General features: G+C 72.6%; 19 protein-coding genes. 13 read left to right on the forward strand and 6 right to left on the reverse strand.

Going from position 1 to position 23792, the window contains the following annotated elements:
* Position 1: 1 nt before the first annotated feature.
* Together ngcE and EV385_RS28205 are read right to left on the reverse strand one after the other, a co-directional pair.
* Entirely contained in the window at positions 2 to 1423 is a 1422-nt protein-coding gene (ngcE, locus tag EV385_RS28200; RefSeq protein WP_207229984.1) for an N-acetylglucosamine/diacetylchitobiose ABC transporter substrate-binding protein, read from the reverse strand.
* 82 nt (positions 1424 to 1505) lie between these two features.
* Positions 1506 to 3272 carry a serine hydrolase domain-containing protein gene (locus EV385_RS28205; RefSeq protein ID WP_130512194.1) on the reverse strand — a complete coding sequence of 589 codons (1767 nt, stop codon included), beginning with the start codon at positions 3270 to 3272 and terminating at the stop codon, positions 1506 to 1508.
* Between the two features lie 129 nt (positions 3273 to 3401).
* Between EV385_RS28205 and EV385_RS28210 the strand changes: the two genes are divergently transcribed.
* The 6 genes from EV385_RS28210 (at position 3402) to EV385_RS28235 (ending at position 9908) form a co-directional block, all read left to right on the forward strand.
* Positions 3402 to 5186 (forward strand): glycoside hydrolase family 3 protein, encoded by a 1785-nt coding sequence (locus EV385_RS28210; RefSeq protein WP_207229985.1) that lies wholly within the window; start codon positions 3402 to 3404, stop codon positions 5184 to 5186.
* An 11-nt stretch (positions 5187 to 5197) separates the two neighbouring features.
* Positions 5198 to 6454: an exo-beta-N-acetylmuramidase NamZ family protein gene (locus tag EV385_RS28215; RefSeq protein WP_207229986.1), complete on the forward strand. Its 1257-nt coding sequence runs from the start codon at positions 5198 to 5200 to the stop codon at positions 6452 to 6454.
* Between the two features lie 32 nt (positions 6455 to 6486).
* Positions 6487 to 7404 (forward strand): MurR/RpiR family transcriptional regulator, encoded by a 918-nt coding sequence (locus EV385_RS28220; protein ID WP_130512196.1) that lies wholly within the window; start codon positions 6487 to 6489, stop codon positions 7402 to 7404.
* A complete protein-coding gene (murQ, locus tag EV385_RS28225; protein WP_130512197.1) occupies positions 7401 to 8333 on the forward strand; it encodes an N-acetylmuramic acid 6-phosphate etherase in 933 nt (310 codons plus the stop codon). The genes EV385_RS28220 and murQ overlap by 4 nt, the downstream gene beginning before the upstream one ends.
* Before the next feature lie 21 nt (positions 8334 to 8354).
* Positions 8355 to 9035 (forward strand): peptidoglycan recognition protein family protein, encoded by a 681-nt coding sequence (locus EV385_RS28230; RefSeq protein WP_130512198.1) that lies wholly within the window; start codon positions 8355 to 8357, stop codon positions 9033 to 9035.
* 102 nt (positions 9036 to 9137) lie between these two features.
* Entirely contained in the window at positions 9138 to 9908 is a 771-nt protein-coding gene (locus EV385_RS28235; protein ID WP_130512199.1) for a GH25 family lysozyme, read from the forward strand.
* A gap of 80 nt (positions 9909 to 9988) precedes the next feature.
* Here EV385_RS28235 and EV385_RS28240 read toward each other — a convergent pair whose 3' ends face one another.
* A complete protein-coding gene (locus EV385_RS28240; protein WP_130512200.1) occupies positions 9989 to 11029 on the reverse strand; it encodes an MBL fold metallo-hydrolase in 1041 nt (346 codons plus the stop codon).
* A 145-nt stretch (positions 11030 to 11174) separates the two neighbouring features.
* Between EV385_RS28240 and EV385_RS28245 the strand changes: the two genes are divergently transcribed.
* The 7 genes from EV385_RS28245 to EV385_RS28275 all read left to right on the forward strand — a co-directional run bounded on the left by EV385_RS28245 (position 11175) and on the right by EV385_RS28275 (position 20963).
* Positions 11175 to 11768: a TetR/AcrR family transcriptional regulator gene (locus tag EV385_RS28245; protein WP_130512201.1), complete on the forward strand. Its 594-nt coding sequence runs from the start codon at positions 11175 to 11177 to the stop codon at positions 11766 to 11768.
* A gap of 179 nt (positions 11769 to 11947) precedes the next feature.
* Positions 11948 to 13678 carry a GMC family oxidoreductase gene (locus EV385_RS28250; protein ID WP_130512202.1) on the forward strand — a complete coding sequence of 577 codons (1731 nt, stop codon included), beginning with the start codon at positions 11948 to 11950 and terminating at the stop codon, positions 13676 to 13678.
* Positions 13679 to 13769: 91 nt separating this feature from the next.
* Positions 13770 to 15560: an alkyl/aryl-sulfatase gene (locus tag EV385_RS28255; protein ID WP_130512203.1), complete on the forward strand. Its 1791-nt coding sequence runs from the start codon at positions 13770 to 13772 to the stop codon at positions 15558 to 15560.
* A 22-nt stretch (positions 15561 to 15582) separates the two neighbouring features.
* Positions 15583 to 16176, forward strand: coding sequence for a TetR/AcrR family transcriptional regulator (locus EV385_RS28260; protein ID WP_130512204.1), 594 nt, complete (start codon positions 15583 to 15585; stop codon positions 16174 to 16176).
* 181 nt (positions 16177 to 16357) lie between these two features.
* The gene (locus EV385_RS28265; RefSeq protein ID WP_207229987.1) at positions 16358 to 17665 is read left to right on the forward strand and encodes an MFS transporter; all 1308 of its coding nucleotides are present in this window, start codon (positions 16358 to 16360) and stop codon (positions 17663 to 17665) included.
* 51 nt (positions 17666 to 17716) lie between these two features.
* Positions 17717 to 19198, forward strand: a complete 1482-nt coding sequence (locus EV385_RS28270; RefSeq protein WP_130512205.1) for a long-chain-fatty-acid--CoA ligase — start codon at positions 17717 to 17719, stop codon at positions 19196 to 19198.
* A 49-nt stretch (positions 19199 to 19247) separates the two neighbouring features.
* Entirely contained in the window at positions 19248 to 20963 is a 1716-nt protein-coding gene (locus EV385_RS28275) for an aldehyde dehydrogenase family protein (RefSeq protein ID WP_130512206.1), read from the forward strand.
* A gap of 55 nt (positions 20964 to 21018) precedes the next feature.
* Here the strand turns inward: EV385_RS28275 and EV385_RS28280 are convergent, their stop codons facing one another.
* The 3 genes from EV385_RS28280 to EV385_RS28290 all read right to left on the reverse strand — a co-directional run bounded on the left by EV385_RS28280 (position 21019) and on the right by EV385_RS28290 (position 23634).
* Complete coding sequence (locus EV385_RS28280; protein WP_130512207.1) at positions 21019 to 22386, reverse strand: sensor histidine kinase; 1368 nt, start codon at positions 22384 to 22386, stop codon at positions 21019 to 21021.
* Positions 22383 to 23063: a response regulator transcription factor gene (locus EV385_RS28285; protein ID WP_130512208.1), complete on the reverse strand. Its 681-nt coding sequence runs from the start codon at positions 23061 to 23063 to the stop codon at positions 22383 to 22385. The genes EV385_RS28280 and EV385_RS28285 overlap by 4 nt, the downstream gene beginning before the upstream one ends.
* Positions 23064 to 23211: 148 nt before the next feature.
* Positions 23212 to 23634: a hypothetical protein gene (locus EV385_RS28290; RefSeq protein ID WP_130512209.1), complete on the reverse strand. Its 423-nt coding sequence runs from the start codon at positions 23632 to 23634 to the stop codon at positions 23212 to 23214.
* Positions 23635 to 23792 lie beyond the last annotated feature (158 nt).

Here is a 23792-nt window from a genome sequence, read left to right on the forward strand (position 1 = left end):
CTCAGCGCCGGTACTTCTTGACCGAGTCGTCGCGGGCGATCTCGTCGGCGGCCCGCTGGCACCGGCTGGTGAACCCGGCGGTGTCCAGGCGCCCGGCGAAGAACTCCCCGCAGGCCGCGTCGATGAGGTCGCGTTCCAGCCTGCGGTAGAACTGGCCGTACCGGAAGTTGAAGGTGTGTGCGCCGGAGGCGGCCAGCACGCGGGTCACCGACGCGAGCCCGGGCGTCAGCGGCACGCCCGCGGCCCCGTCGCGCACGCAGGTCAGGCTGCTGGTCCGCCGGGTGAAGTCGGCGGCGCCGGCCTTCGAGAGCATCACGCGTAGATACTCCAGCCCGCCGGCGACGTTGTGTGCCTTCGCGGGGACGATGAACGACTCGGCGGCGGTGCCCCGGACGGCCTGGAACGGCAGCCGGTCGCCGGTGGTCAGGCTCGGCGTCGGCGCGAGCGTCATCCGGAAGTCCGCCGGCGTGACCGCCCTCTGCTCGTTCTCCAGCCACGACCCGCAGGACACGAACGCGGCCCGGCCGCGGCACCACTCGGTCTGCGCCTGCACGTGGTCCATGCCCTCCGAGCCGGGCAGCAGGTACCGGTCCACGACCAGCTGGCGGTACGCCTCCGCCGCCGCCGTGACCGCCTCGTGCTTCCACGCGTTGGGTTCGAGGTTGTCGATGGCCACCAGCACCTCGGGACCGGCCAGCTTCGCCGCCGACGCCAGGATCGGCCAGCTCAGGTAGCGCGGGTGCTTGCCCTGGTACGCCCACGGAGCGATCCCGGCCGCCTTGATCCGCCGGCACAGCGCGATCATGTCGTCCCACGTCCGCGGGTACGCCCACCCCCGGTCGGCGAAGAGCCGCCCGGAGTACCAGACGCCGTACGCGGTGTACGCGTAGTTGAGGGCCAGCACCCGGCCGTCGAACGTGCCGGACTCGACGGCGCCGGGCAGCAGCGTGTCGCGGACCCGCGCCGCCGGGTCGTCCAGGCTTGGGGCGTCCAGCAGCGGACCGAGGTCGGCCAGCGCGCCCTGGGCGACGAGGGAGTTGAAGTCGATCTGGTTGGCGCCGGCGTTGTTCACCACGTCCGGCGGGTCGCCGCCGACGAAGCGCGGCTGCAACGTCTTGGCGATCTCCTGCGTGGCGGAGTGCCGGATGTGGGCGCGCGGATGGCGCTGCTGGAACATCACCTCGTGGTTCCGCGCGTACTCCTCGCCGAGGCCGCCGTTGAAGATGACCACCTCCAGCGGCGCGGCGGGGTCGACGCCGAGGGGGTTCGCGGCGCTCTTCTCGCCGTGGGCGCTGTCGCGTCCGCCGCCACCGCCGCCCAGCGCGCATCCGGTCAGCGGGCCGGTGGCGGCCAGTACGCCGGCGGCCGCCGCCCCGCGCAGCAGGGCGCGGCGCGGCACGGCCGGTTCTGGATTGGTTGACATCGGGGTCTCCTCGCTCACTTCTCCGACGAGCTCACTTCTCCGACGAGCTCACTTCTCCGGGGAGCTCACTTCTCCGGCGAGCTCACATCTCCGACGGCGCCCAGCCGTCGGCCTCGAACCGGCGCGCGTCGCCCGCCTCGCCGTGGAAGAGCGCGCCGGTGCGGTCGAGCACCAGCACCCCGTCCACGTAGACCCCGCGACCCTGGGCGGTGGCGTCGGTGGTGTAGGCCCACCGCAGGTGGGTGGTGCCGGGCGGGAGCGTGGCCGAGACCGCCGACCAGTGGCGCCCGCCGTACCCGTCGAGCACGCCGTCGGACTCCCACCCGCCGGTGGCCGACCGCAGCCGCAGCGCGACCGGTCGCCAGGTCGCGCCGCCGTCGGCGGAGGATTCCACGCGGACGCGGTCGTAGCCCGGCTCGGTGTCGTACCAGAGCAGGAACGCGGCGGCCGCCGGGCCGGCCGCCGGCGCCCGCAGCGGCGCGGTCAGCGTCACCGTGGCGGCGTCGCGCCGCGCGGCCCGCCAGGCCGCGCCGCCGCGCTGCGGGCGTACCGGGCTGGCGTCGGCGAAGGCCCGCGCGACCGCCCGGCGCGCCTCGTTGTTCCCGCCCCAGTTCCGGTCCGGGTGCACCCGGTTGGTCAGCAGGATCACGAACGAGTGCGACAGCGGATCCACGACCACGGACGTGCCGGTGAAGCCGGTGTGGCCGAACGTCACCGGCGAGCTCAGCGCGTCCATGTACCAGGGCGCGTTCAGCTCGAACCCGAGGCCCCGGTCGCCGTCCGGGGTGTGCACCCGGGCGGTCAGCATCGCCCGTACGGTGCTCGCGCGCAGGATCCGGGCGCCGCCGTAGCGGCCGCCGCCGAGCAGCGCCTGGCACAGCACCGCCAGGTCGTCGGCGGTGGAGAAGACGCCCGCGTGCCCGGCGCCGCCGCCGAGGCTCCAGGCGTTCTCGTCGTGGACCTCGCCCCACACCATGCCGCGACCGGCGTACGGCTGGTACTCGGTCGCCGCCACCCGCTCGCGGTTCCGTGGGTGGTAGCCAGTGTCGGCCATGCCCAGCGGGCCGGTGATCCCGGCGTGGACCGCCCGGTCGAGCCGCAGACGGCTGACCTGTTCGACGAGGGCGCCGAGTGCGATGAACCCGAGGTCGGAGTACAGGTACTGCCCGCCCGGCACCGTGCCGGGCAGCAGCGGGCAGGCCAGCGCCGCGGCCAGCCGGCTCGGCGGGTCCGGATACGCGCTCCACAGTGGCGCGGACGCGGGCAGCCCGGACGTGTGGGTCAGCAGCATCCGGACGGTGACGTCGACCTTGCCGAATTCCGGCACGTACCGGGCCACCGGCGCGTTCAGGTCCACCCGGCCGTGCTCGGCCTGCTGCAGCACGGTGATCGCGGTGAACAGCTTGGACACCGACGCCAGGTCGAAGATGGTGTCGGGGCGGGTGGGCCGCTGCTCGGCCGGGGGCAGTTCGACGCCGGCCCGCTCGGGCGGTGGGCCGACCGCGCGGTAGCGCACGGCGGTGCCGAGCGCCGCGCGTTGCACCACCACGCCGTCGCGCGCGGCGAGCACCACCGCACCGGCGTACGCCGGATGTGCGGGGTGGTCGGTGGTGGGGGAGAGGTACGCCTCGGCGCCGGTGCGCACCCGGTCGACGTACTCCGGGATCAGACCGACCTCCTGGGCCGTGCCGGTGCGCAGCACCCGGGGCCGGAACCGGATGTCGGCAGGGGTCACGCCGGGCTTCGCGCCGGTGTGCGCGGCGGCCTGCCGCGCGGGCGCGGCCAGGCCTGCGGCGGTCGCGATCACGGCCGACCCGGCCGCTCCCAGGACCGTACGCCGATCGACCATCGTCCACCTCCAAGGTCCTCGATGTGAGGATGAAGGTTTCTTACCATTCTTTCAAGAGGGTGGAAGGTTATTGCCATCGCCGCGGCGGCGGGTTAGCGTCCGACGGACCGACGACGCACAGGAGGCGCCATGCGAAACCGGCTGCTGACACTGATCATGTCGCTGGCGCTGGTGACCGCCACGGGTGTCGCGGCGACGGCGTCCGATGTGGGCGCCCGAGACCCCGTCGGGCGCTTCCTCGCCCGGATGAGCCTGCCCGAGAAGGTCGGCCAGCTCTTCGTCACCCAGGTGTACGGCGCCGACGCCACCGCGCCGTCCACCGCCGACGCCGCCGCGAACCGCCAGGCGTACGGCGTCGACACCCCCGCCGAGGTGGTCGCGCGCTACCACCTCGGCGGCGTCATCTACTTCGCCTGGTCGCACAACCTCGACGCACCCCGGCAGATCGCGACCCTCTCCAACGGCCTGCAGCACGCCGCGACGACCAGCGGGTCGCGCATGCCGCTGCTGATCTCCACCGACCAGGAGCACGGCGTGGTGACCCGCCTGCCCGCCCCCGCCACGCAGTTCCCCGGCAGCATGGCCCTGGGCGCGGCACGCAGCCCGGCCCACGCGTTCACCGCGGCCGCGATCACCGGGCGGGAACTGCGCGCCGTCGGCATCGTCCAGCCCTGGGCGCCGGTCGCCGACGTCAACGTCAACCCCGCCAACCCCGTCATCGGGGTACGGTCGTTCGGCGGCGACCCGCGGCTGGCCGCCGGCCTGACCGCCGCCCAGGTGACCGGCTTCCAGCAGGGCGCGGACGCCTCCGCCGCGGCCAAGCACTTCCCCGGGCACGGCGACACCGCGACCGACAGCCACACCGGGCTCCCGGTCATCGAACACACGCGCGAGCAGTGGCAGCGGCTCGACGCGCCCCCGTTCCGCGCGGCCATCGCCGCCGGTGTGGACACCATCATGAGCGCGCACATCGTGGTGCCCGCGCTCGATCCCTCCGGCGACCCGGCGACGCTGTCCCCACGTATCCTGACCGGCCTGCTGCGCCAGGAACTGGGCTTCCCGGGCGTGGTGGTGACCGACTCGCTGTCCATGGCCGGGGTCCGGGAGAAGTACGGCGACGACCGGGTGCCGGTACTGGCGCTCAAGGCCGGCGCGGATCTGCTGCTCATGCCGCCGGACCTGGACCTGGCGTACCGGTCGGTGCTGGACGCGGTGCGGAGCGGCGAGCTCACCGAGGCGCGCATCGACACCTCGGTGCGGCGGGTGCTCGCCCTCAAGCAGCGCCGGGGCCTGCTGGCCGACCCGACCGTCGACGTCGGCGCCGCCGAGCGCGTGGTGGGCCGCACCGCGCACCTGCGGATCGCGCAGGCGGTCACGGACCGCACCGTCACCGCCGTACGCAACGACGCCGGCCTGCTCCCGCTCGCCCCGGTGCCGCGCTCCGTGCTCGTCGCCGGCTGGAACTCCGCGACCGCCCGCAACGTGCCCGTGCTGGCCGAGCGGCTCGCCGCCCGGGGCACGCGGTCCACCGCCCTGCCCACCGGGCTGCCGTCCGACGCGGCGATCGCCGAGGCCACCGCCGCCGCCCGCGCGCACGACCTCACCGTGGTGCTCACCCGCCGGGCCGACCCGGCCGGCGACCCGGGCGGACGGCAGCGCCGGCTCGTCGCGGCCCTGCTCGGCACGGGCCGCCCGGTGATCGTGGTGGCCGTGGGGGAGCCGTACGACATCGCGTACCTGCCGGGAGTCGGGACCTACCTCGCCACCTACGGCACGGCGCCGGTGTCCATGGAGGCGCTCGCGCGGGTCCTGCTCGGCGAGCGTCCACCGAGCGGCCGGCTGCCGGTGACGATCCCGCCCGCAGACGACCCGGAGGGCGTGCTGTACCCGTACGGCCACGGCCTGAGCTGGTAGGGGGCGTGTTCATGGACCGTCGTCGCCTGCTGGCGCTCTCCGGCGGCGCCGCCGCGCTCGCGGTCGGCCCGGCGCCGGCCGTCGCCGCGCGATCGCCGCGCCCGGTGCGCACCGGCCTCGACCGCCTGGCGGCGACCGGCTGGGCGATGCTCACCGGCACGCGCGTCGGAATCATCTCCAACCCGACCGGGGTCGACCGTCACTACCGGCACCTGGTCGACCTCATGCACGCCGACGGCCGGGTCGACATCGCGGGGGTCTTCGGGCCGGAGCACGGCTTCCGCGGCTCGGCGCAGGCCGGCGGCAGCGAGGGCACCGGCGTCGACGCCCGCACCGGACTGACCGTGTACGACGCGTACGGCGCCGACCCCGGCCGGTGGGCCGCGCTGTACTCCCGCGCCGGGGTGCGGACCGTCGTCTTCGACATCCAGGACGTCGGCGCCCGCTTCTACACCTACATCTGGACCCTGTACGACTCGATGGTCGCCGCGGCCCGCGCGGGCCTGCGCTACGTGGTGCTCGACCGCCCGAACCCGATCGGCGGCCGGGCGTACGGGCCGGTGCTGGACCCGGCGTACGCCTCCGGGGTGGGCCGCAAACCGATCGCGCAGCAGCACGGGATGACCGTCGGCGAGCTGGCCCGGCTGTTCAACGGCGAGTTCGTGGGCGCCGACGCGGGCCGGACGGTCGCACTGGAGGTGGTGGCGTGCCGGGGCTGGGTGCCCGGCACCGGCGCCTTCGGCGCCCCCTGGGTGCTGCCCAGCCCGAACATGCCCACCCTGGACACCGCGCTGGTCTACCCCGGCACCGCGATGTTCGAGGGCGTCGCGACGATCACCGAGGGGCGCGGCACGACCCGGCCGTTCGAGCTGGTGGGCGGCCCGGGGCTGGACCACCACTGGGGCGACCGGCTCAACGCGGCCGGGCTGGGCGGCGTGCGGTTCCGGGAGGCCTACTTCACGCCCACCGCGGGCCGGTTCGCCGGCACGCTCTGCGCGGGCGTCGAGGTGCGGGTGAGCGACCGGTGGGCGTTCGACCCGGTACGCACGGGCGTCGCCATGCTCGTCGAGGCCCGCCGGTATCCGCACTTCGCCTGGCGGGTCGACGCCGGCGCGTACTGGATCGACAAACTCACCGGCTCCGACCGGCTGCGCGCGATGGTCGACGCGGGCGCCGGGGCCGATGAGGCGGTGGCGGCGTGGGGCGCCGAGCTGGCCGCGTTCGAGGCGCGGCGCAGGCCCTACCTGCTCTATCGGCGGCCTCGTTGACGAAACCTACGTTCGGAAGGAAAGTTTCCTACATGAGGGCGAAGAAGTCAGCGGCGCGCGGGGAGGCCGGCCGGACCCCGGCGACCGTCAAGGCGCGGGGGCTGCTGCCGTCGCTGTCCCCGGCCGAGCAGCGCGTGGCCCGGGTGGTGATCGACCAGGCCGGCGCCGCGGCCCGGCTGACCATCACGGAGCTGGCCGCGCGGGCGGGCACGTCGGAGACGACGGTGATCCGCTTCTGCCGGGCAATGGGCTTCGCGGGCTATCCCGCGATGCGCCTGACCCTGGCGGCCGAGGCGGGCCGCTCCCCCGACGACGCCCCGGCCGAGGAGATCGGCGGCGACATCAGCCCCGACGACGAGCTCGGCGAGGTGGTGAAGAAGATCGCCTTCGCCGACGCCCGGGCGGTGGAGGACACGGCGGTGCAGCTCGACCTCGCGGTGCTGCGCCGGGTCGTGGACGCCGTGGTCGAGGCGCGCCGGGTGGACATCTACGGCGTCGGCGCCAGCGCGTTCGTCGCGCAGGACTTCCAGCAGAAGCTGCACCGGATCGGCCGCGTCGCGTACGCCTGGTCCGACCTGCACCTCGCGCTCACCAGCGCGGCGCTGCTCGACCGGCGCGACGTCGCGTTCGGTGTCTCGCACACCGGCAGCACGATGGACACCCTGGAGGCGTTCGGGCAGGCCCGCCGGCGGGGCGCCCTGACCGTGGCGCTGACCAACTTCCCCAAGTCGCCGATCGCCGCGGCCGCCGACCTGGTGCTCACCACGGCGGCGCGGGAGACGACGTTCCGCTCCGGTGCCACGGCCAGCCGGCTCGCCCAGCTCATGGTCGTCGACTGCGTGTTCGTGGGCGTGGCGCAGCGGACCTATCCCGAGACCCGGGCGGCTCTGGAAGCCACCTACGAGGCGGTCCGGGGCCGGCGGGTCGGGCGGACGCAGGGGCGCCGGTGACCGCCGGGCCGGATCCGTCACCCCCGCCGCCGACGGAGGAGCGCAACCCCCGGACCGTCCACATCGACCAGCTACCCACCCTGGAGGTGCTCCGGCTGTTCAACGCCGAGGACGCCACGGTCGCCGGTGCCGTGGCCGCGGCACTGCCCCGCCTGGCGGAGGCGGTCGACCTGGCCGTCGCGGCGCTCACCGCCGGGTGCCGGATGCACTACTTCGGTGCCGGCACTTCGGGGCGGATCGCGGTGCTGGACGCCGCCGAACTGCGCCCGACGTTCGGCATCGCGCCGGGCCGCGTGGTGGCACACCTGGCCGGCGGCGCGCACGCGCTCACCAACCCGTCGGAGGGCGCCGAGGACGACGTCGACGGTGGCGCGGCGGCCGGATCGGCGGTCGAGCCCGGCGACGTGGCCGTCGGTGTCACGGCCAGCGGGCGCACGCCCTACGTGGCCGGAGCACTGCGGACGGCCCGTACCCGCGGCGCCGGCACCGTGCTCGTGTCGGCCAATCCGCGGGCGCCGCTGGCCGACCTGGCCGACGTGCACGTCGCCGTCGACACCGGACCCGAGGCCGTCACCGGCTCCACCCGGCTCAAGGCGGGAACGGCGCAGAAGCTCGTACTCAACTCCCTGTCCACCGCCCTGATGGTGCGGCTGGGGCGAACGTACTCGAACCTCATGACCGACATGGTCGCCAGCAACGAGAAGCTGCGGGTCCGCCAGTTGCGCATCCTGGAACACGCCAGCGGCGCCGATCCCGAGACCTGCCGCACGGCCCTGGCCGCGGCGGGCGGGGACGCCAAGGTGGCGCTCGTGTCCCTGCTGGCCCGGACCCACCCGCAACAGGCGCGCACGGCGCTGCAGAGCGTCGACGGGCTGGTGAACCGGGCGGTGCTCGCCCTGCGGGACGGCGACCACGCCTCGGCCTGCTGACACCCTTCCCGGGAGGACGTCATGAACCACTCCGCGAACGCTCCCGTCCACCGCCGCCGCCTGCTCGCGGGCGCGGCCGCCGTAGCCGGTGGGGTGGTGCTCGGCGCCGGCCGCGCGCCCGGCCCGGCCTACGCCGGGGTGGCGGCGCCGCGCGTCTACACCCGTGCGGAGTGGGAAGCGCGCCCGCCCTCCGGGGCCATCGAGTACCTCGACCGGGTGCCCGACCACATCGTCGTACACCACACGGCCGGGGAGAACACGTCGGACTTCTCGCTGGCGGCGGCGTTCCGGCACTCCCGGTGGATCCAGGACCTGCACATGGACCGCTACGGATGGGCCGACGCCGGGCAGCAGCTGACGATCAGCCGGGGCGGCCACGTGATGGAGGGGCGCTGGCTCAGCCTTCGCGCGATCTGGGAGCGCCAGCACGTCCTCGGCGCGCACACCGCCGGCCACAACGAACACACCGTCGGCATCGAGAACGAGGGCACGTACGTCACCGCCGAGGTGCCGGACGCCCTGTTCGCCGCGCTCGTGACGACGTGTGCGTGGTTGTGCGCCGGGTACGACCTTGACCCGTACACCGCCATCGTCGGTCACCGGGACTACGTCACCACCACCGCCTGTCCCGGCGACGTGCTGTACGACCGCCTGCCCGAGCTGCGCCGCCGCGTCGCGTCCCGGTTGGACGGCCGCTCGTAGCATATTGAAAGTTTTCAACTTTTACCATTGTGTTGCCAAGAAGTTACCTTCAATAATGGCCTGCATCCCGACTCATCTCTCACCCCACCCGAGGGGGATCCGATGATCAGTGCAGGCCACCGCCGTCCCGTACCCGGGCACCACCGTGCCCGCCGGCCACTCGCCCTCACCCTGGCCGTCACCGTTGTTGCCGCCGTGTTGACGGCCATGCCGGCCGCCGCCCAGGCGGCCACGACGGCAGGTATCGACGTATCGAACCACCAGGGCGCGATCGACTGGCCGACAGTCCGCAACGCAGGCACAGAGTTCGCCTTCATCAAAGCCACTGAGGGCACCGGCTACCTCGATCCCCGCTTCGGCACCAACTACACAGCGGCGTACAGGGCCGGCGTCGTCCGCGGGGCGTACCACTTCGCGCTGCCGGACCGGTCCTCCGGTGCGACGCAGGCGAACTTCCTGGCCAGCAACGGCGGCGCCTGGTCCGCCGACGGCCGCACGCTGCCCGCCGCACTCGACATCGAGTACAACCCCTACGGCGCAGTGTGTTACGGCCTCAGCCAGGCCGGTATGCGCGATTGGATCGCCGACTTCCTCGCCACCTACCGCACCCGCACCGGCCGGTACGCCGTCATCTACACCACGACGAGCTGGTGGACCACCTGCACCGGCAACTACGGCGGGTTCGCGGCGCACCATCCCTTGTGGATCGCGCGGTGGGCGAGCGGGCCGGGCACCCTGCCGAGTGGCTGGAACGTGTACACGTTCTGGCAGTACACGGCGTCTGGCCGGGTGCCGGGTATCGCCGGTGACGTGGACCGGAACTACTTCAACGGCGCCCGTGACCGGCTCGTCGCTCTGGCGAACAACACGTAGCCCGCACACCCGCGACTCCGGGCATGGTCCGGCGGCACCGCGCCGCCGGACCATGGCACCGGGAGCGTCGTAGGGGAGGGTCAGCGGCGGAACCAGCGGACGGGCTCCAGGGCGGTGCTGCGGACCTCGCCGCGGTTCTCCAGCCGGATCAGATGCGCCAGGGTCTCGGCCAGCGCGAAGCAGCAGGACTCGGCCGAGAAGGTCTCCCACGGCCGGGACCACAGCAGCCGTCCCGCGAGCTCCCAGGCGGTCGAGCCGGGATGCGCCTCTACGGCCCCGCGTAGCTCCAGCAGGCGCCGGACGTGGTGCTCGGCCATGTCGGCAAGCCGTGGGGACAGTCCGCGGAAGCGGTACTCGTGGGCGGGCAGAACCTCCTCGACGTCGAACTCCTCCAGGCGCCCGAGGGAGTCCAGGAAGTCGGCCAGCGGGTCGCTGCGGCTCCCGGCGTACACGGCCACCTGGGGCGTGATCCGGGGCAGGACGTGGTCTCCGGAGAACAGCAGCCGGCGTTGCGGCTCGTAGAAGCAGCTGTGCCCGGGGCTGTGGCCCGGCGTCCACACCACCTGGAGATTCACACCCGGCAGCCGGATCCGCTCGCCGTCCTCGAAGGTGACGTCCGGGGCCGCCGCGTCGAGGAACGTCTCGGCGTCCATCGCCGCGGCCGCACTGCGGGCCAGCGCCCGCGGCGTGCCGTGCCGCACCATGTTCTCCGCCACCGATGAACGCCAGCTGGCGGGCGAGTGCCGGTCCGGACCCTCGCGGGGCGCGTCCAGGCGGTGGATCGCGATCCAGGCGCCGGACGCCTCACGGATGCGTCCGGCCAGACCGAGGTGGTCGGCGTGGTGGTGGGTGACCAGGACCGCGCGAACGTCGCCGACCGCCGCGCCGATCTCCGCCAGGCCGAGGTTGAGCGCCGCCCAGGAGGCGTCCGCGTCCCAGCCGGCGTCGATCAGGACCAGGCCGTCGGCCGCCTCCAACGCGTACACCAGGACGTAGCGCAGCGGGTTGTCCGGGATCGGTACCGGAACGGACCAGAGCCCTTCGCGCACCCGCTCGACCCCGGGCAGTGCGCCGCAGCGCCATGCCTGCCACTGCGCGGTGCCGGTTATCTCGACGGTCATCAGGCGCGGACCGCGCGGACGGGTGTGTCACTCATCGCTGGCCCCCTGGGGATCGCTGTACCGGCTGATCAGGACCATAGACGCGAACTTACCGTCCGTCCAGACGGTTTGTTTGTGGGCCGGCTCTCACCCGTACGCTCATCCCATGCCCGACGCCCGTCGCACCCAGCAGCAACGCCGGGAGGAGACCCGGCAGCGGCTTCTCGACGCGACCATCGACTGCCTCGTCGAGCATGGCTTCGCGCGCACCACCACCCAGCGGGTGCAGGAACGGGCCGGTGTCTCCCGGGGCGCCCTGCTGCACCACTTCTCCTCCAAGGCCGACCTGCTCGCGGCCGCCACCCACCACGTCGCGGAGGCCCGGCTCGCCCGGATCCGCGCCGAGGCGCCGGGTGGCACGCCGACCCTCGGGCAGGGGCTCGCGCTGCTCAAGGCGGAGATGTCCGGCCCGTACTTCCTGGCCGCGCTGGAGCTGTGGCTCGCGGCCCGCACCGACCCCGATCTCAAGGCCGCGCTGCTGCCCGGGGAACGCGACTTCGGGGCGGCCCAGCGCGCTTTGATCGGCGACATCCTCGGGCCGGAGGTGACCGAGCGGGACGACTTCGCGCTGATCTGCGAGTCCCTGCTGGTGCTGTACCGCGGCCTCGCGCTGACCGGAGTGCTGCGCGAGGACCCGAGCTTCGACGACGCGATGCTCCGGCTGTGGGCACAGCGCTTCCTCGGAGCGCAAGCCGGCTGATTTTCCCTTCACCAGGGTCTTGCCCTGCCGAAGCTAAATTACGATACTCGCCGTAATGTATTAGCGGTCGCCGAACCGCCGATGCACCGGATGACAGTGCACACCCGCCGGGAACGACGCGCCGGTTCCCCCTCGACCAGCGCCGAACACGATCTGCCCCTCTGCGGAAGGCCCCCCTCATGACCAACCACGACTACGACGTGCTCGTCATCGGATCCGGCTTCGGCAGTTCCGTGTCCGCGCTGCGGCTGACGGAGAAGAACTACCGCGTCGGTGTGCTCGAAGCCGGCCGACGCTACACCAGCGAGGAACTACCCAAGACCTCCTGGGATGCGCGCAGGTTCGTGTGGGCCCCGGCCCTGGGCCTGTACGGCATCCAGCGCATCCACCTGCTGCGCGACGTAGTCATCCTCGGCGGCGCGGGTGTCGGCGGCGGCTCCCTGAACTACGCCAACACGCTGTACCAGCCGCTCGCGCCGTTCTTCACCGACCCGCAGTGGGCGCACATCACCGACTGGCGCGATGAGCTCGAGGCCCACTACGACCAGGCCCGGCGCATGCTCGGAGTCACCCAGAACCCCACCGTCACCGAGGCCGACAACGTCGTCAAGTCGGTGGCCGACGACATGGGTGTCGGGCGCAGCTTCACGCTGACGCCGGTCGGCGTGCTCTTCGGCGAGGCCGGCCAGCAACCCGGCACCGAGGTCGACGACCCGTTCTTCGGCGGTGCCGGACCCAGACGCCACACCTGCGTCGAGTGCGGCTCGTGCATGACCGGCTGCCGTCACAACGCCAAGAACACGCTGGACAAGAACTACCTTTACCTGGCGGAACGCAACGGCTGCGCCATCCACCCGATGACGACCGTCGTCGACGTCAAGCCGCTGCCCGGCGGCGGGTACGCCGTGGACACGGTGACGACGGGCCGGTCCGCCCGCCGTCGGCGCAACCGGCGCACCTTCACCGCCGAGCAGGTCGTCTTCTCGGCCGGCACCTACAACACGCAGAGGTTGCTGCACCGGCTGCGCGACACCGGCTCGCTGCCGAACGTCTCCGAAAGACTCGGTCAGCTCTCCCGGACAAACTCCGAGTCCATCCTGGGCGTCAAGGCGCGAGCCAAGAATCCCGCCTACACCCAGGGCGTCGCGATCACGTCCTCGATCCACATCGACGACCACACGCACATCGAGCCGGTGCGCTACGGCAAGGGCAGCAACGCGATGGCGTTCCTGCAGACCGCGCTCACCGACGGCGACCAGGGCCACCCGCGCTGGATGACGTGGCTGCGCACGCTGCTCACCCAGCCGCGGCAGTGGACCTGGTTCTCGCCGCGGAACTGGTCCGAGCGGACGATCATCCTGCTGGTGATGCAGGCACTGGACAACTCCATCACCGTACGCGGGCGCAGGACCGCACTGGGCCGGTTCAAGCTGACCTCCGGTCCCGGCCACGGCGAGCCGAATCCGACCTGGATTCCCGCCGCTAACGACGTGGCGCGCCGGGTCTCTGCCAAGATCGATGGTGTGGCGGGCGGCTCCCTCGGGGAGGTCGCCAACATTCCGATGACGGCCCACTTCATCGGCGGTTGCGCCATCGGCGACTCCGTGCGGACCGGCGTCGTCGACCCGTACCACCGGATGTACGGGCACCCGGGCATCCACGTCGCCGACGGCTCGACGGTGTCGGCCAATCTGGGGGTGAACCCATCGCTGACTATCACCGCGCAGGCCGAGCGCGCCATGTCGTTCTGGCCCAACCGGGGCGAGGCCGACCCGCGACCGGCGCTGGGTTCCCCGTACCAGCGCCTGGCGCCGGTCGCGCCGGTCCGGCCCGCGGTCCCGGCGGGCGCGCCGGGCGCGCTTCGCCAGCCGGGCACCGCGCGGCCTTCCGCGGACAACGCCACCCCGTGACCTGCACGGGCCGCACCGCGACGAAACCCGTTCCCGGGACGGCCCCCCGCAAACGGCCCTGCCGGACCGCGCTCACTTACGGAGACTCTCGATGAGTACTACACCCGATTTCGATTTCGACAACGCCGATCGCGGCTTCGTCGCGGCGCTGACCCCCGGGGTCGTCAGGGCCTCCGACGGGCGGGTCGTGTGGGACGCCGACGGATGGGCGGCGCTGTTGGCGGGCGAGTGCCCGGACACCGCGAACCCGAACCTGTGGCGGCAGAGCCAGCTCTGCGCCCGTCAGGGCCTCTACCAGGTCGCCGAGGGCATCTACCAGGTCCGCGGCCTGGACATCTCCAACATGACGATCGTCGAAGGCGACACCGGAGTGGTCGTCATCGACCCCCTGCTTAGTGTGGAGACCGCCGCGGCGGCGCTCGGCCTGTACCGCGCACATCGCGGCGACCGCCCGGTCACCGCGGTGGTCTACAGCCACTCCCACGCCGACCATTTCGGCGGTGTCGCGGGTGTCACCGACGGCGGCGTCCCGATCCTCGCGCCGGTCGGCTTCATGGAACACGCCGTGGCGGAGAACGTCTATGCCGGCACGGCGATGACCCGCCGGGCGGGTTTCATGTACGGCAGCACGCTGCCGACCGGAGCGGCCGGGCAGATCGGTTTCGGGCTGGGCCTGGCCTCCTCCACCGGCACCGTGTCGTTGCTCCCGCCCACGGTCCACATCACGCACACCGGGCAGGAGGAGGTCGTCGACGGCGTGCGCATGGTGTTCCAGCTGACGCCGGGCACCGAGGCGCCCGCGGAGATGAACTTCCTGTTCCCCGACCACCGCGCGCTCTGCATGGCCGAGAACGCCACGCACACCATGCACAACGTGCTGACCCTGCGCGGCGCGCTGGTCCGCGACGCCCGGGTCTGGTCGCGGTACCTGACCGAGGCGATCACCGTGTTCGACGGCCGGGCGGACGTCCTGTTCGCCTCGCACCACTGGCCGACCTGGGGCCACGACGACATGATGCGGTTCCTGTCCGAGCAGCGCGACCTGTACGCGTTCCTGCACGACCAGACGCTGCGGCTGCTCAACCAGGGCCACACCGGGATCGAGATCGCCGAGATGATCCAGCTGCCGCCGGCGTTGGACGCGGCCTGGCACGCGCGCGGCTACTACGGCTCGGTGTCGCACAACGTCAAGGCCGTGTACCAGCGGTACCTCGGCTGGTTCGACGGCAACCCGGTCAATCTGTGGCAGCACCCGCCGGTGGAGACCGCCAGACGGTACGTCGAGTGCCTCGGCGGCGTGGACGCCGTGCTGGCCAAGGCGGGCGGCTACGTCGACGGTGGGGACCTGCGGTTCGCCGTGCAGCTGCTGCAGCACGCCGTCTTCGCCGACCCGGATCGCGGCGACGCGAAGGAGCTGCTGGCCCAGGTGTTCGAGCGGCTCGCGTACGGTGCGGAGAACGGCATCTGGCGCAACTTCTACCTGACCGGTGCGCAGGAACTGCGGCACGGCCCGAAGGTGGCGCCGGTGGACCTCGGCAGCGGCATGGCCGCCGTACTGTCGATCGAGCAGATCTTCGACACGCTGGCGATCCGGGTCGACGCGCCCAAGGCGTGGCACGACACGGTCGTCATCGACTGGACGTTCACCGATTTGGGCGAGTCGTATCGCACGACGCTGCGCAACGGGGTGCTCCTGCAGCAGCGCGACCCGGGTGCCGGGCGGGCCGACCTGAGCCTCACCCTGACCAAGCGGGATCTGCTGGGCCTTCTCGCGGGCCAGGGCCCCGGCGGGGCCACCCACGACGGCGACTTCGGCGTCCTGCTACGGCTGGCGGGATACCTCGACGCGCCCGATCCGAGCTTCGCGATCGTGACGCCCTGATCTGCGCCCGTACGCTTTCGCTATGGCCGAGGTACGGGTGGAACGACGGCCGGGACGCCCCCGGGAGGAACGCGTCACCGGCGCGGTCCTCTCGGCGGTGCTGGACCTGGTGGCGGAGCAGGGCCTCGGCGCGGTCACCATGGACGCGGTGGCGGCGCGCGCGGGGGTGAGCAAGCCCGCCATCTACCGGCGCTGGCCGGGCAAGCATGACCTGCTGATCGCCGCTGCCGAGACCCGGATCGGGACGCTCAGCGTGCCCGATCTGGGGGATTTCCGCGCCGAGTTGCGGGCGGTGCTGGACGCGCGTCTGCAGGCATACCGGATGCCGGGGACGGTCCAACTGCTGGCCGGGCTGATCGCCGCCTCCCAGGAGGGCGGCGAGGCGCAGGGCGCGTACCGGCGCTACGTAACAAGGATCATGGGGGAGACGCGGAAGGTCCTGGAGCGGGGGATCGCCCGCGGCGACGTGCGCGCCGGGGTCGACGTCCGAGCCGCGGCCACGCTGGTGGCGGCGCCGATGATCTTCCGCCTGGTCATCGAGCAGGAGTTGCCCGATGAGCCCTTCGCCGCCGAGGTGACCGACATGATCGCCCGCGCGGTGGGCGCGCCGGCCTGACCGGGCCGCGGGCGGGACTTTCAGATCTTTCTGCCGCAGGCCCTTGTCCTGGCGGCTCCTAATAACGATACTCCCCGTAACGAAAGCACGGTGGTGGAGGTCACACGCGCTGAGCGCCTCTCGATGACCGATCGCCACACCCGTTCAGGCCCTGTTTCCCCGCAGCCCCCGCGGAGTCCCCGTGACCGGTATCGAAGTCGCACCCGCAACGCCCGCAAGCCTCTCCGAGACGAGCCCCGGCAACCGGCGCCGTGCCTGGATCGTCACCGCCATGCTGGTCGCCTTCATGATGGTCAACTTCGCGGACAAGGCCGTCCTGGGTCTCGCCGCCGATCCGATCATGGCGGACCTCGGCCTGTCCGCGACCCAGTTCGGGTTGGCGAACAGCGCGTTCTTCCTGCTGTTCTCGCTCTTCGGCGCCGTCGGCGGGCTCCTGGCCGACCGGGTCTCGCCCCGGTGGCTGCTGCTGGGCATGGCCCTGCTCTGGTCGGTGTCGCAGTCGCCGATGGCACTCGGCGGAGGCGTCGCGATGCTGTTCGCCTCGCGGATCCTGCTGGGCGCCACCGAAGGGCCCGCCTTTCCCATCGCCCAGCAGACGGCGCTGTCCTGGTTCCCGAACCATCGGCGCAACCTGCCCACCGCGCTGATCACCGCGGGCACGACCCTGGGTGTCGTGATCGCCGCGCCCGGGCTGACGTGGGTGGTGCGGCAGTACGGCTGGCGGTCCGCGTTCGCCGTGGTGGCGATCGTCGGGGTGCTGTGGGCAGTGGTGTGGGCCTTCGTCGGCCGGCAGGGCCGCCATGCGGTCGCGGCCGAGGATGCCACCGCCGAAACCACGGAGAAGCCGGGTTCCAGCGCGGTCGGATACCGGCGCATCATCGCCACCCGCAGCTGGATCGGCGTCACCGCCGGGTTCGCCAGCACCTACTGGATCCTCGCCCTCGCGCTCGTCTGGCTGCCGTCGTACCTGCACAACGGGCTGGGCTACCGCACCACGACCGCGGCGAATCTGGTGGCCCTGGTGTGGGCCGTCAGCGCCGTCGCGGTGGTGGGCCAGGCCGGGCTGACCGGATGGCTGCTGCGACGCGGGGTCAGCAGCCGCTGGGCCCGTGCCCGGGTCGGCGGCATCACCCTGATTCTCGCCGCGGCGGGTTGTCTCGCCCTGGCCGGCGGGCAGCGAGGACCGCTCACCGTACTGTTCATGGTCCTCGCGTTCGGGATCTGCGGGGTGATGGCGAGCATCGCGGTCACCACGGTGGCGGAGTTCGCCCCGCCCGGACGCCGGGGCGGCGCGCTGGGTCTCATGAACGCCGTCGTGACCGTCGCGGGCCTGCTCGGGCCCGTCCTCATCGGCCGCCTGGTGGACACCCAGGGGCTGGCCGGATACCGCAATTCCATCGTGCTCTCCGGGGTCCTGCTCCTGCTCGGCGGGCTGGCCGCATGCACGCTCGTCGACCCCGACCGGGACCGCCGCCGCCTGGCGCGGTGACACCGCCGGCGACACCCCACGTTCATTCACGTACGAAAGGGACATCTGCTCATGACCAACCTCGCGACGAATCTCGCCGTGTCGGCAGCTCGCGACGGCGCCGCCCCCGCCATCCGTCTCGGTGCCGCGGAGGTGTCGTTCGCGCAGCTCGACGCGGCCAGCGCCCACGTGGCCGGGCTGCTGCGCGAACGCGGTGTGCAGCCCGGTGACCGGGTCGGCATCATGCTGCCGAACGTGCCGCAGTTCGCCGCCGCCTACTTCGGCATCCTGCGCGCCGGCGCGGTGGTGGTGCCGATGAACGTGCTGCTCAAGGCCCGTGAGGTGGGGTTCTACCTGGATGACTCGCAGGCCAAACTGGTGTTCGCCTGGCACGGGTTCGCCGAGGACGCCGTGGCCGGCGCCGCCGCCGGCACCGAGTGCCTGCTGGTGACGCCGGGGGAGTTCGAGGCGCTGCTGGCCGCCACCACGCCCCAGCCCCAGGTCGTCGAGCGGGCCGCGGACGACACCGCGGTCATCCTCTACACCTCGGGCACGACCGGTACGCCGAAGGGCGCCGAGCTGAGCCACGCCAACCTGATCCGCAACACGGAGGTCGTGACCGGCCTGTTCACGTTGACCGCCGACGACGTCGTGCTGGGGGCCCTGCCGCTGTTCCACTCGTTCGGGCAGGTCTGCGGCCTCAGCGCGACGGTCGCCGCGGGCGCCTGCCTCGCGCTGGTGCCGCGCTTCGATGCGCAGGCCGCGCTGGACACGATCCACCGCTACCGCGTCACCATCTTCGAGGGCGTGCCCACCATGTACGTCGCGATGCTGGCCCACCCCGATCGGGCCCGGTTCGACGTGAGCAGCCTGCGGATGTGCGCGTCCGGCGGTGCGGCGCTGCCGGTGGAGGTGCTGCGCGAGTTCGAGGCCCAGTTCGGCTGCATCGTGCTGGAGGGCTACGGCCTGTCGGAGACCTCGCCGGTGGCCTCGTTCAACCACGCCGACCGCGAACGCAAGGCCGGGTCGATCGGCACGCCCGTCGCCGGGGTGGAGATGGCGCTGCGCGACGTCGAGAACGGCGTCGGCGAGATCGTGATCCGTGGCCACAACGTCATGAAGGGCTACTGGGGCCGCCCGGACGCGACCGCGGAGGTGATCGATGCGGACGGCTGGTTCCGCTCCGGCGACCTTGCGCGCATGGACGAGGACGGGTACTTCTTCATCGTCGACCGGAAGAAGGACATGATCATCCGCGGCGGGTACAACGTGTACCCGCGCGAGATCGAGGAGCTGCTGTACGAGCACCCGGCGGTGCGTGAGGTGGCCGTCATCGGCGTACCGCACGCCGAACTGGGCGAGGAGGTGTGCGCCGCGATCGCGCTCAAGGAGGGAGCCACCGCCACGGCCGACGAGCTGCGCGAGCACGTGAAGGCGCAGGCGGCGGCGTACAAGTACCCGCGGCACGTGTGGCTCGTCGACGAGCTGCCCAAGTCGCCGACCGGCAAGATCCTCAAGCGTGCCGTCGAGACGCCCGCGGGCCTGCTCGACTAGCGCCCCGCCCCACCCCAGCCACCCCTCGCCGACAAGGATGTTCCCCCCGATGACCGTCAGCCCCACCGTCACCACCCGACTCGACCAGATGATCGCCGAACTGTCCGACGGCGAGCGCGGCTGGGCCGGCGAAACGCTGGCCGCACGCCGGGCCCTGCTGATGCAGGTCCACGCGAAGGTCGCCGAACACGCCGAGGAATGGGTACGCATCGCCGGCGACATCAAACAGCTGCCCGCCACCTCGCCGCTGCGTGGCGAGGAATGGACCAGCGGCCCGTGGGCCGTCCTCGGCTACCTGCCCGCGCTGGCCGACACGCTGGTCCGCCTGGAACAGGGCCGCGACCTGCTGGACGGATACCGCGTCGGCGCGGCCCCGGGCGACCGGGTGGCCGTCAACGTGCTGCCGCACCACGTCTACGACCGGCTGCTGCTCAGCGGCTTCACGGCCGAGGTCTGGATGGAGCCCGGCGTGACCGAGCGCGAGACCCGCGAGCACGCCGGGCTGGGCCTGCGCGCGCCGGAACAGACCGCCGGGGTCGCCGTGGTCATGGGCGCCGGCAACATCACCTCGATCGCCCCCCTCGACGTGCTCTACCAGCTGTACGCGTACAACCGGGTGGTCCTGCTCAAGCTCAACCCGGTCACCGACGCGCTACTGCCGGTGTTCGAGGCGGTGTTCGCCCCGTTCATCGAACGTGGCTACCTGCGCATCGCCACCGGCGACGCGTCCGTCGGCGACCACCTGGTAACCCATGCGGGTGTCCACGCCGTACACGTCACCGGCAGCGAGGCCACCCACGACGCGATCGTCTGGGGCACCGGCGCGGCCGGTGTCGCGGCGAAGGCCGCGCACACGCCGCGCCTGACCAAGCCGATCACGAGCGAACTCGGCGGTGTCTCCCCGACCATCGTGGTCCCCGGACGCTGGTCGGACGCCGACATCCGGTTCCAGGCCGAGCACATCGCCACCCAGCGCCTGCACAACAGCGGGTTCAACTGCATCGCCGCCCAGATCGTGATCGTCGGCAAGGACTGGCCGCAGAAGCAGCAGTTCCTCAGCGCGCTGCGCGCCGCGTTCGCGGCGGCGCCCGAACGCCCCGCCTGGTATCCCGGCTGCGACCTGCGGGTGGCGGGCGCGCGGCAGGCCCACCCGAACCACGAGGCCGTCGACGGCGCCGCCGGGCGCACCCTGCTGTGGGGGCTGGACCTCAGCGACGCGACCGAGTCCGCGTTCGGGACCGAGTACTTCGGCCCGGTCCTCGGCGTCGCGGAGCTGCCCGGCACCGGCCTGGAGTTCCTCAACGCCGCGGTGCACCTCGCGAACGAACGCCTGCACGGCACACTCGGCGCCAACCTGGTGATCGACCCGCGCACGCAGCGGATGCTGGGCGAGCACCTGCGGGAGATCATCGCCCGCCTGCGCTACGGCACCGTCGGCGTCAACGCGTGGACCGGCGTGGGCTATCTGACCGCCCGCGCGACCTGGGGTGCCTTCCCCGGTCACCCGCTCGACGACATCGGCAGCGGCCGCGGCGTGGTGCACAACTCGCTGCTGCTGCACCGGCCCGAACGGACCGTCGTGTACGGGCCGTTCCGTCCGCTGCCCAGGTCGGTGATCACGGGGCAGTTCAGCATCACCCCGAAGCCACCGTGGTTCGTCACCAACCGCACCGCCGCCACGACGGGGCGGCGGCTGACCGCGTTCGCCGCGCGGCCCCGCTGGACGGCCCTGCCCGGGATCTTCGCCTCCGCGTTGCGGGGGTGAGGACGGGTCGCACTCCGCCGGCGTGCGGGTTCCGTGGTGGCGCCGCCTCTCCGACTCATTCCGCAGACGTGGGAGGTGGGGCCGCCAGTTGAATGGTGAAGAGCGCGCCGCCCTGCGCGTGGTTCGCGGCCCGGACGGTGCCGCCGCACTGGTGGACGATCTGTTGCACGATGGCGAGGCCGAGGCCGGAGCCGGGCGCGGCGCGGGCGTCGGCGGCGCGGTAGAAACGGTCGAAGACGTGCGGAAGATCCGCCGGGTCGATGCCCCGTCCGTGATCGCGCACGTCGATGCGTCCGGGGCGTACGGTCACCTCGATCGGTGTGCCGGGGTCGGTGAACTTGACGGCGTTGTCGAGCAGGTTGCCGACGGCGCGCAGCACGTGCTCGGGCCTGGCCACAAGGGGGGCCGGGACGGCGTCGACCACGATGCGTCGGCCGCTGCGGCGCCGGGCCCGCTCAGTCGCGCGTCGCACCAGGTCGGCCAGGTCGACGTGCTGCTCCTCCTCGGCCTCGTACCGGTCGGCGGCGAGGGCGACGACCTCGTCGACGAGCGCGGACAACTCTCGCAGTTCGCCGTCGAGGTCGGTCAGGACGCGGTCACGCAGGCTCGGGTCGAGGTGCGGGTAGCGTCGCAGCGTGTCCACGTTGGCCCGCAGGCTGGTCAGCGGTGTGCGCAGCTCGTGGCCGGCGTCCTGGACGAGCTGCTGCTGCTGTTCGCGCGAGCGGGTGAGGGCGGCGAGCATCGCCGCGAAGGCCCGCGCCAGCCGGCCCACCTCGTCGCGACGGCCGGTCGGCACGTCGATGCTCAGGTCACCGGTGGTGGCGATCGCCTCGGCTGTGGCGGTCAGCCGGGTCACCGGTGCGCTGGTCCAGCGGGCGACGAGGACGCCCGCCGCGGCGGCCAGCAGGATGATCGCGAGGCCCGCCGTCGCGGACCGGGCCCGCACCGAGGCGAGCACGCGCTGCGTTTCGGCAAGGCTCTCGGCGATCCGCAGCTCGCGCTCGGTGAGCCGGATGACCATGACGCGGTAGTCACGCCCGCCCACGCTCTCGGTCCAGGGCTCCCGCACCGCGCCACCGACGTCTACCGCCGGGCCCGGCTCCCGCAACCGCACGCCGTCCGGGCCGATCAAGGAGACGACCTGGCCGTCCGGATAGGCGCACTGCACGATGTCCGGCACACCGCCGCCGGCTGGCAGAGCGGCGACGCCGATCGCCGTGGCATCCGCGGACTCGCTGGTGGGGCAGTAGCTGGCGCTGTTGACGGCGCCCGACGCGACCGCCGCCGCGAAACCCTTCAGGCCGGTGTCGACCGCCTCGTGCAGGCGCCGCTCCGTGACCGCGTAGTTGATCGCGCCGGCCGCCACGACCGACAGCGCGGCCAGCGTGCCGAGCGCAAGCGCCAGGCGGGTACGCAGGTTCACGGCGCACGCAACGTGTAGCCGACACCTCGCACGGTGTGGATGAGGCGGGGCGAGCCGCCGGCCTCCAGCTTGCGCCGCAGGTAGCCGATGTAGACCGCGAGTGCCTTCGAGTCCGGCCCAAAGTCGTAGTCCCAGATCCGACCGTAGATAGTCGAATGGCTGAGCACCACACCGGTGTTGCGGACCAGCAACTGCAGTAGATCGAATTCGGTCTTGGTCAGCTCCAGCTCGCGGTCACCGCGCCAGACGCGTCGTGCGGCCTCGTCCACGCGCACATCCGCCACCCGTACCTCGCGCTCCGGCTCGTCGTAGCGGGCTCGCCGCAGCAGCGCGCGGACCCGCGCGAACAGCTCGTCCAGGGCGAAGGGTTTGGGCAGGTAGTCGTCCGCGCCGGCGTCCAGACCGGCCACGCGATCCGACACCTCCGTGCGGGCCGTCACCATCAAGATCGGAGCCCGGTTCGCACCCGCCCGCAGCCGCCGGCAGACGGTCAACCCGCCGACGTGCGGCATCATCAGGTCGAGCACGATCACATCGGCATGCTGTGCCGCCACCGCCTCGAACACGCCCGCCCCGTCCGCGACCGCGTGGACCTCGTAGCCCTCCAGTTCGAGGGCGCGCGTCACCGACTCGCGCGTGGCGCGGTCGTCCTCGGCGTACACGATCCGGTTCGCCATACCGATCAGGCCATACCTCTCCACCGGTTGCGGGGAGTCGAAGCATAGGCAGCCGCGCCGCAGTGTGCCGAGAGGCGGTGGACGTCGGAGCGCGGCGCGCACGCCCCCGGGGCGGCCAGCGGGCCGCCCCGGGGGCGTCCGGCGCTCGTCAGCGGCCAGTCTTGCCGACCACGGCGCCGCCGGTCTTGCCGGTGACGGTGCCGCCGGTCTTGCCGGTGACGGTGCCGCTGTAGCCGGTCTCGCCGACCACGACGCCGCCGGTCTTGCCGACCACGACGCCGCCGGTCTTGCCGGTGACGGTGCCGCCGGGCAAGCTGGTGCAGGTGACGCCCGTGCTGCCCTCCGGGCGCTTCGGCTCGGACGGCGTTGTGCCGCGAGCACCCGCCGCGGTGCCGCTCGCGCCCCGCACGCCCGCGTCACCGAGCACGAAGCACTCGCCGACGACGTTGCTCTGCTGGACCGGCGTGGTCGGCCGCAGCGCCGGGGAGTTGCTGGCGTGGGCGCTGGCCGCGAACCCACCGGCCAGCAGGGTCCCGCCCGTTACCACGGCCGCGATCGCCATCTTGCGCATGGATACTCCTTGAGTGTCGGGGACTGTTCGTCCGCCACGACCCCGCTCGTTGGGGGCTGTCAGGAGACTGGCCGAGACGGGTAAGACCAACGCCGAAGAATTCCTACAGGAAGGTAAGAAAGCCACCAGTCCACTCGGCGAGCCAGGCGTGGTCATCC

The sequence above is a fragment of the Krasilnikovia cinnamomea genome (assembly GCF_004217545.1).
Taxonomy (GTDB): Bacteria; Actinomycetota; Actinomycetes; order Mycobacteriales; family Micromonosporaceae; genus Actinoplanes; species Actinoplanes cinnamomeus.

Coding starts and splice junctions, on each gene's coding strand:
- ngcE (WP_207229984.1), bottom strand. CDS start 1,423: ATGTCAACCAATCCAGAACCGGCCGTGCCGCGCCGCGCCCTGCTGCGC.
- EV385_RS28205 (WP_130512194.1), bottom strand. CDS start 3,272: ATGGTCGATCGGCGTACGGTCCTGGGAGCGGCCGGGTCGGCCGTGATC.
- EV385_RS28210 (WP_207229985.1), top strand. CDS start 3,402: ATGCGAAACCGGCTGCTGACACTGATCATGTCGCTGGCGCTGGTGACC.
- EV385_RS28215 (WP_207229986.1), top strand. CDS start 5,198: ATGGACCGTCGTCGCCTGCTGGCGCTCTCCGGCGGCGCCGCCGCGCTC.
- EV385_RS28220 (WP_130512196.1), top strand. CDS start 6,487: ATGAGGGCGAAGAAGTCAGCGGCGCGCGGGGAGGCCGGCCGGACCCCG.
- EV385_RS28230 (WP_130512198.1), top strand. CDS start 8,355: ATGAACCACTCCGCGAACGCTCCCGTCCACCGCCGCCGCCTGCTCGCG.
- EV385_RS28235 (WP_130512199.1), top strand. CDS start 9,138: ATGATCAGTGCAGGCCACCGCCGTCCCGTACCCGGGCACCACCGTGCC.
- EV385_RS28240 (WP_130512200.1), bottom strand. CDS start 11,029: ATGACCGTCGAGATAACCGGCACCGCGCAGTGGCAGGCATGGCGCTGC.
- EV385_RS28245 (WP_130512201.1), top strand. CDS start 11,175: ATGCCCGACGCCCGTCGCACCCAGCAGCAACGCCGGGAGGAGACCCGG.
- EV385_RS28250 (WP_130512202.1), top strand. CDS start 11,948: ATGACCAACCACGACTACGACGTGCTCGTCATCGGATCCGGCTTCGGC.
- EV385_RS28255 (WP_130512203.1), top strand. CDS start 13,770: ATGAGTACTACACCCGATTTCGATTTCGACAACGCCGATCGCGGCTTC.
- EV385_RS28260 (WP_130512204.1), top strand. CDS start 15,583: ATGGCCGAGGTACGGGTGGAACGACGGCCGGGACGCCCCCGGGAGGAA.
- EV385_RS28270 (WP_130512205.1), top strand. CDS start 17,717: ATGACCAACCTCGCGACGAATCTCGCCGTGTCGGCAGCTCGCGACGGC.
- EV385_RS28275 (WP_130512206.1), top strand. CDS start 19,248: ATGACCGTCAGCCCCACCGTCACCACCCGACTCGACCAGATGATCGCC.
- EV385_RS28285 (WP_130512208.1), bottom strand. CDS start 23,063: ATGGCGAACCGGATCGTGTACGCCGAGGACGACCGCGCCACGCGCGAG.
- EV385_RS28290 (WP_130512209.1), bottom strand. CDS start 23,634: ATGCGCAAGATGGCGATCGCGGCCGTGGTAACGGGCGGGACCCTGCTG.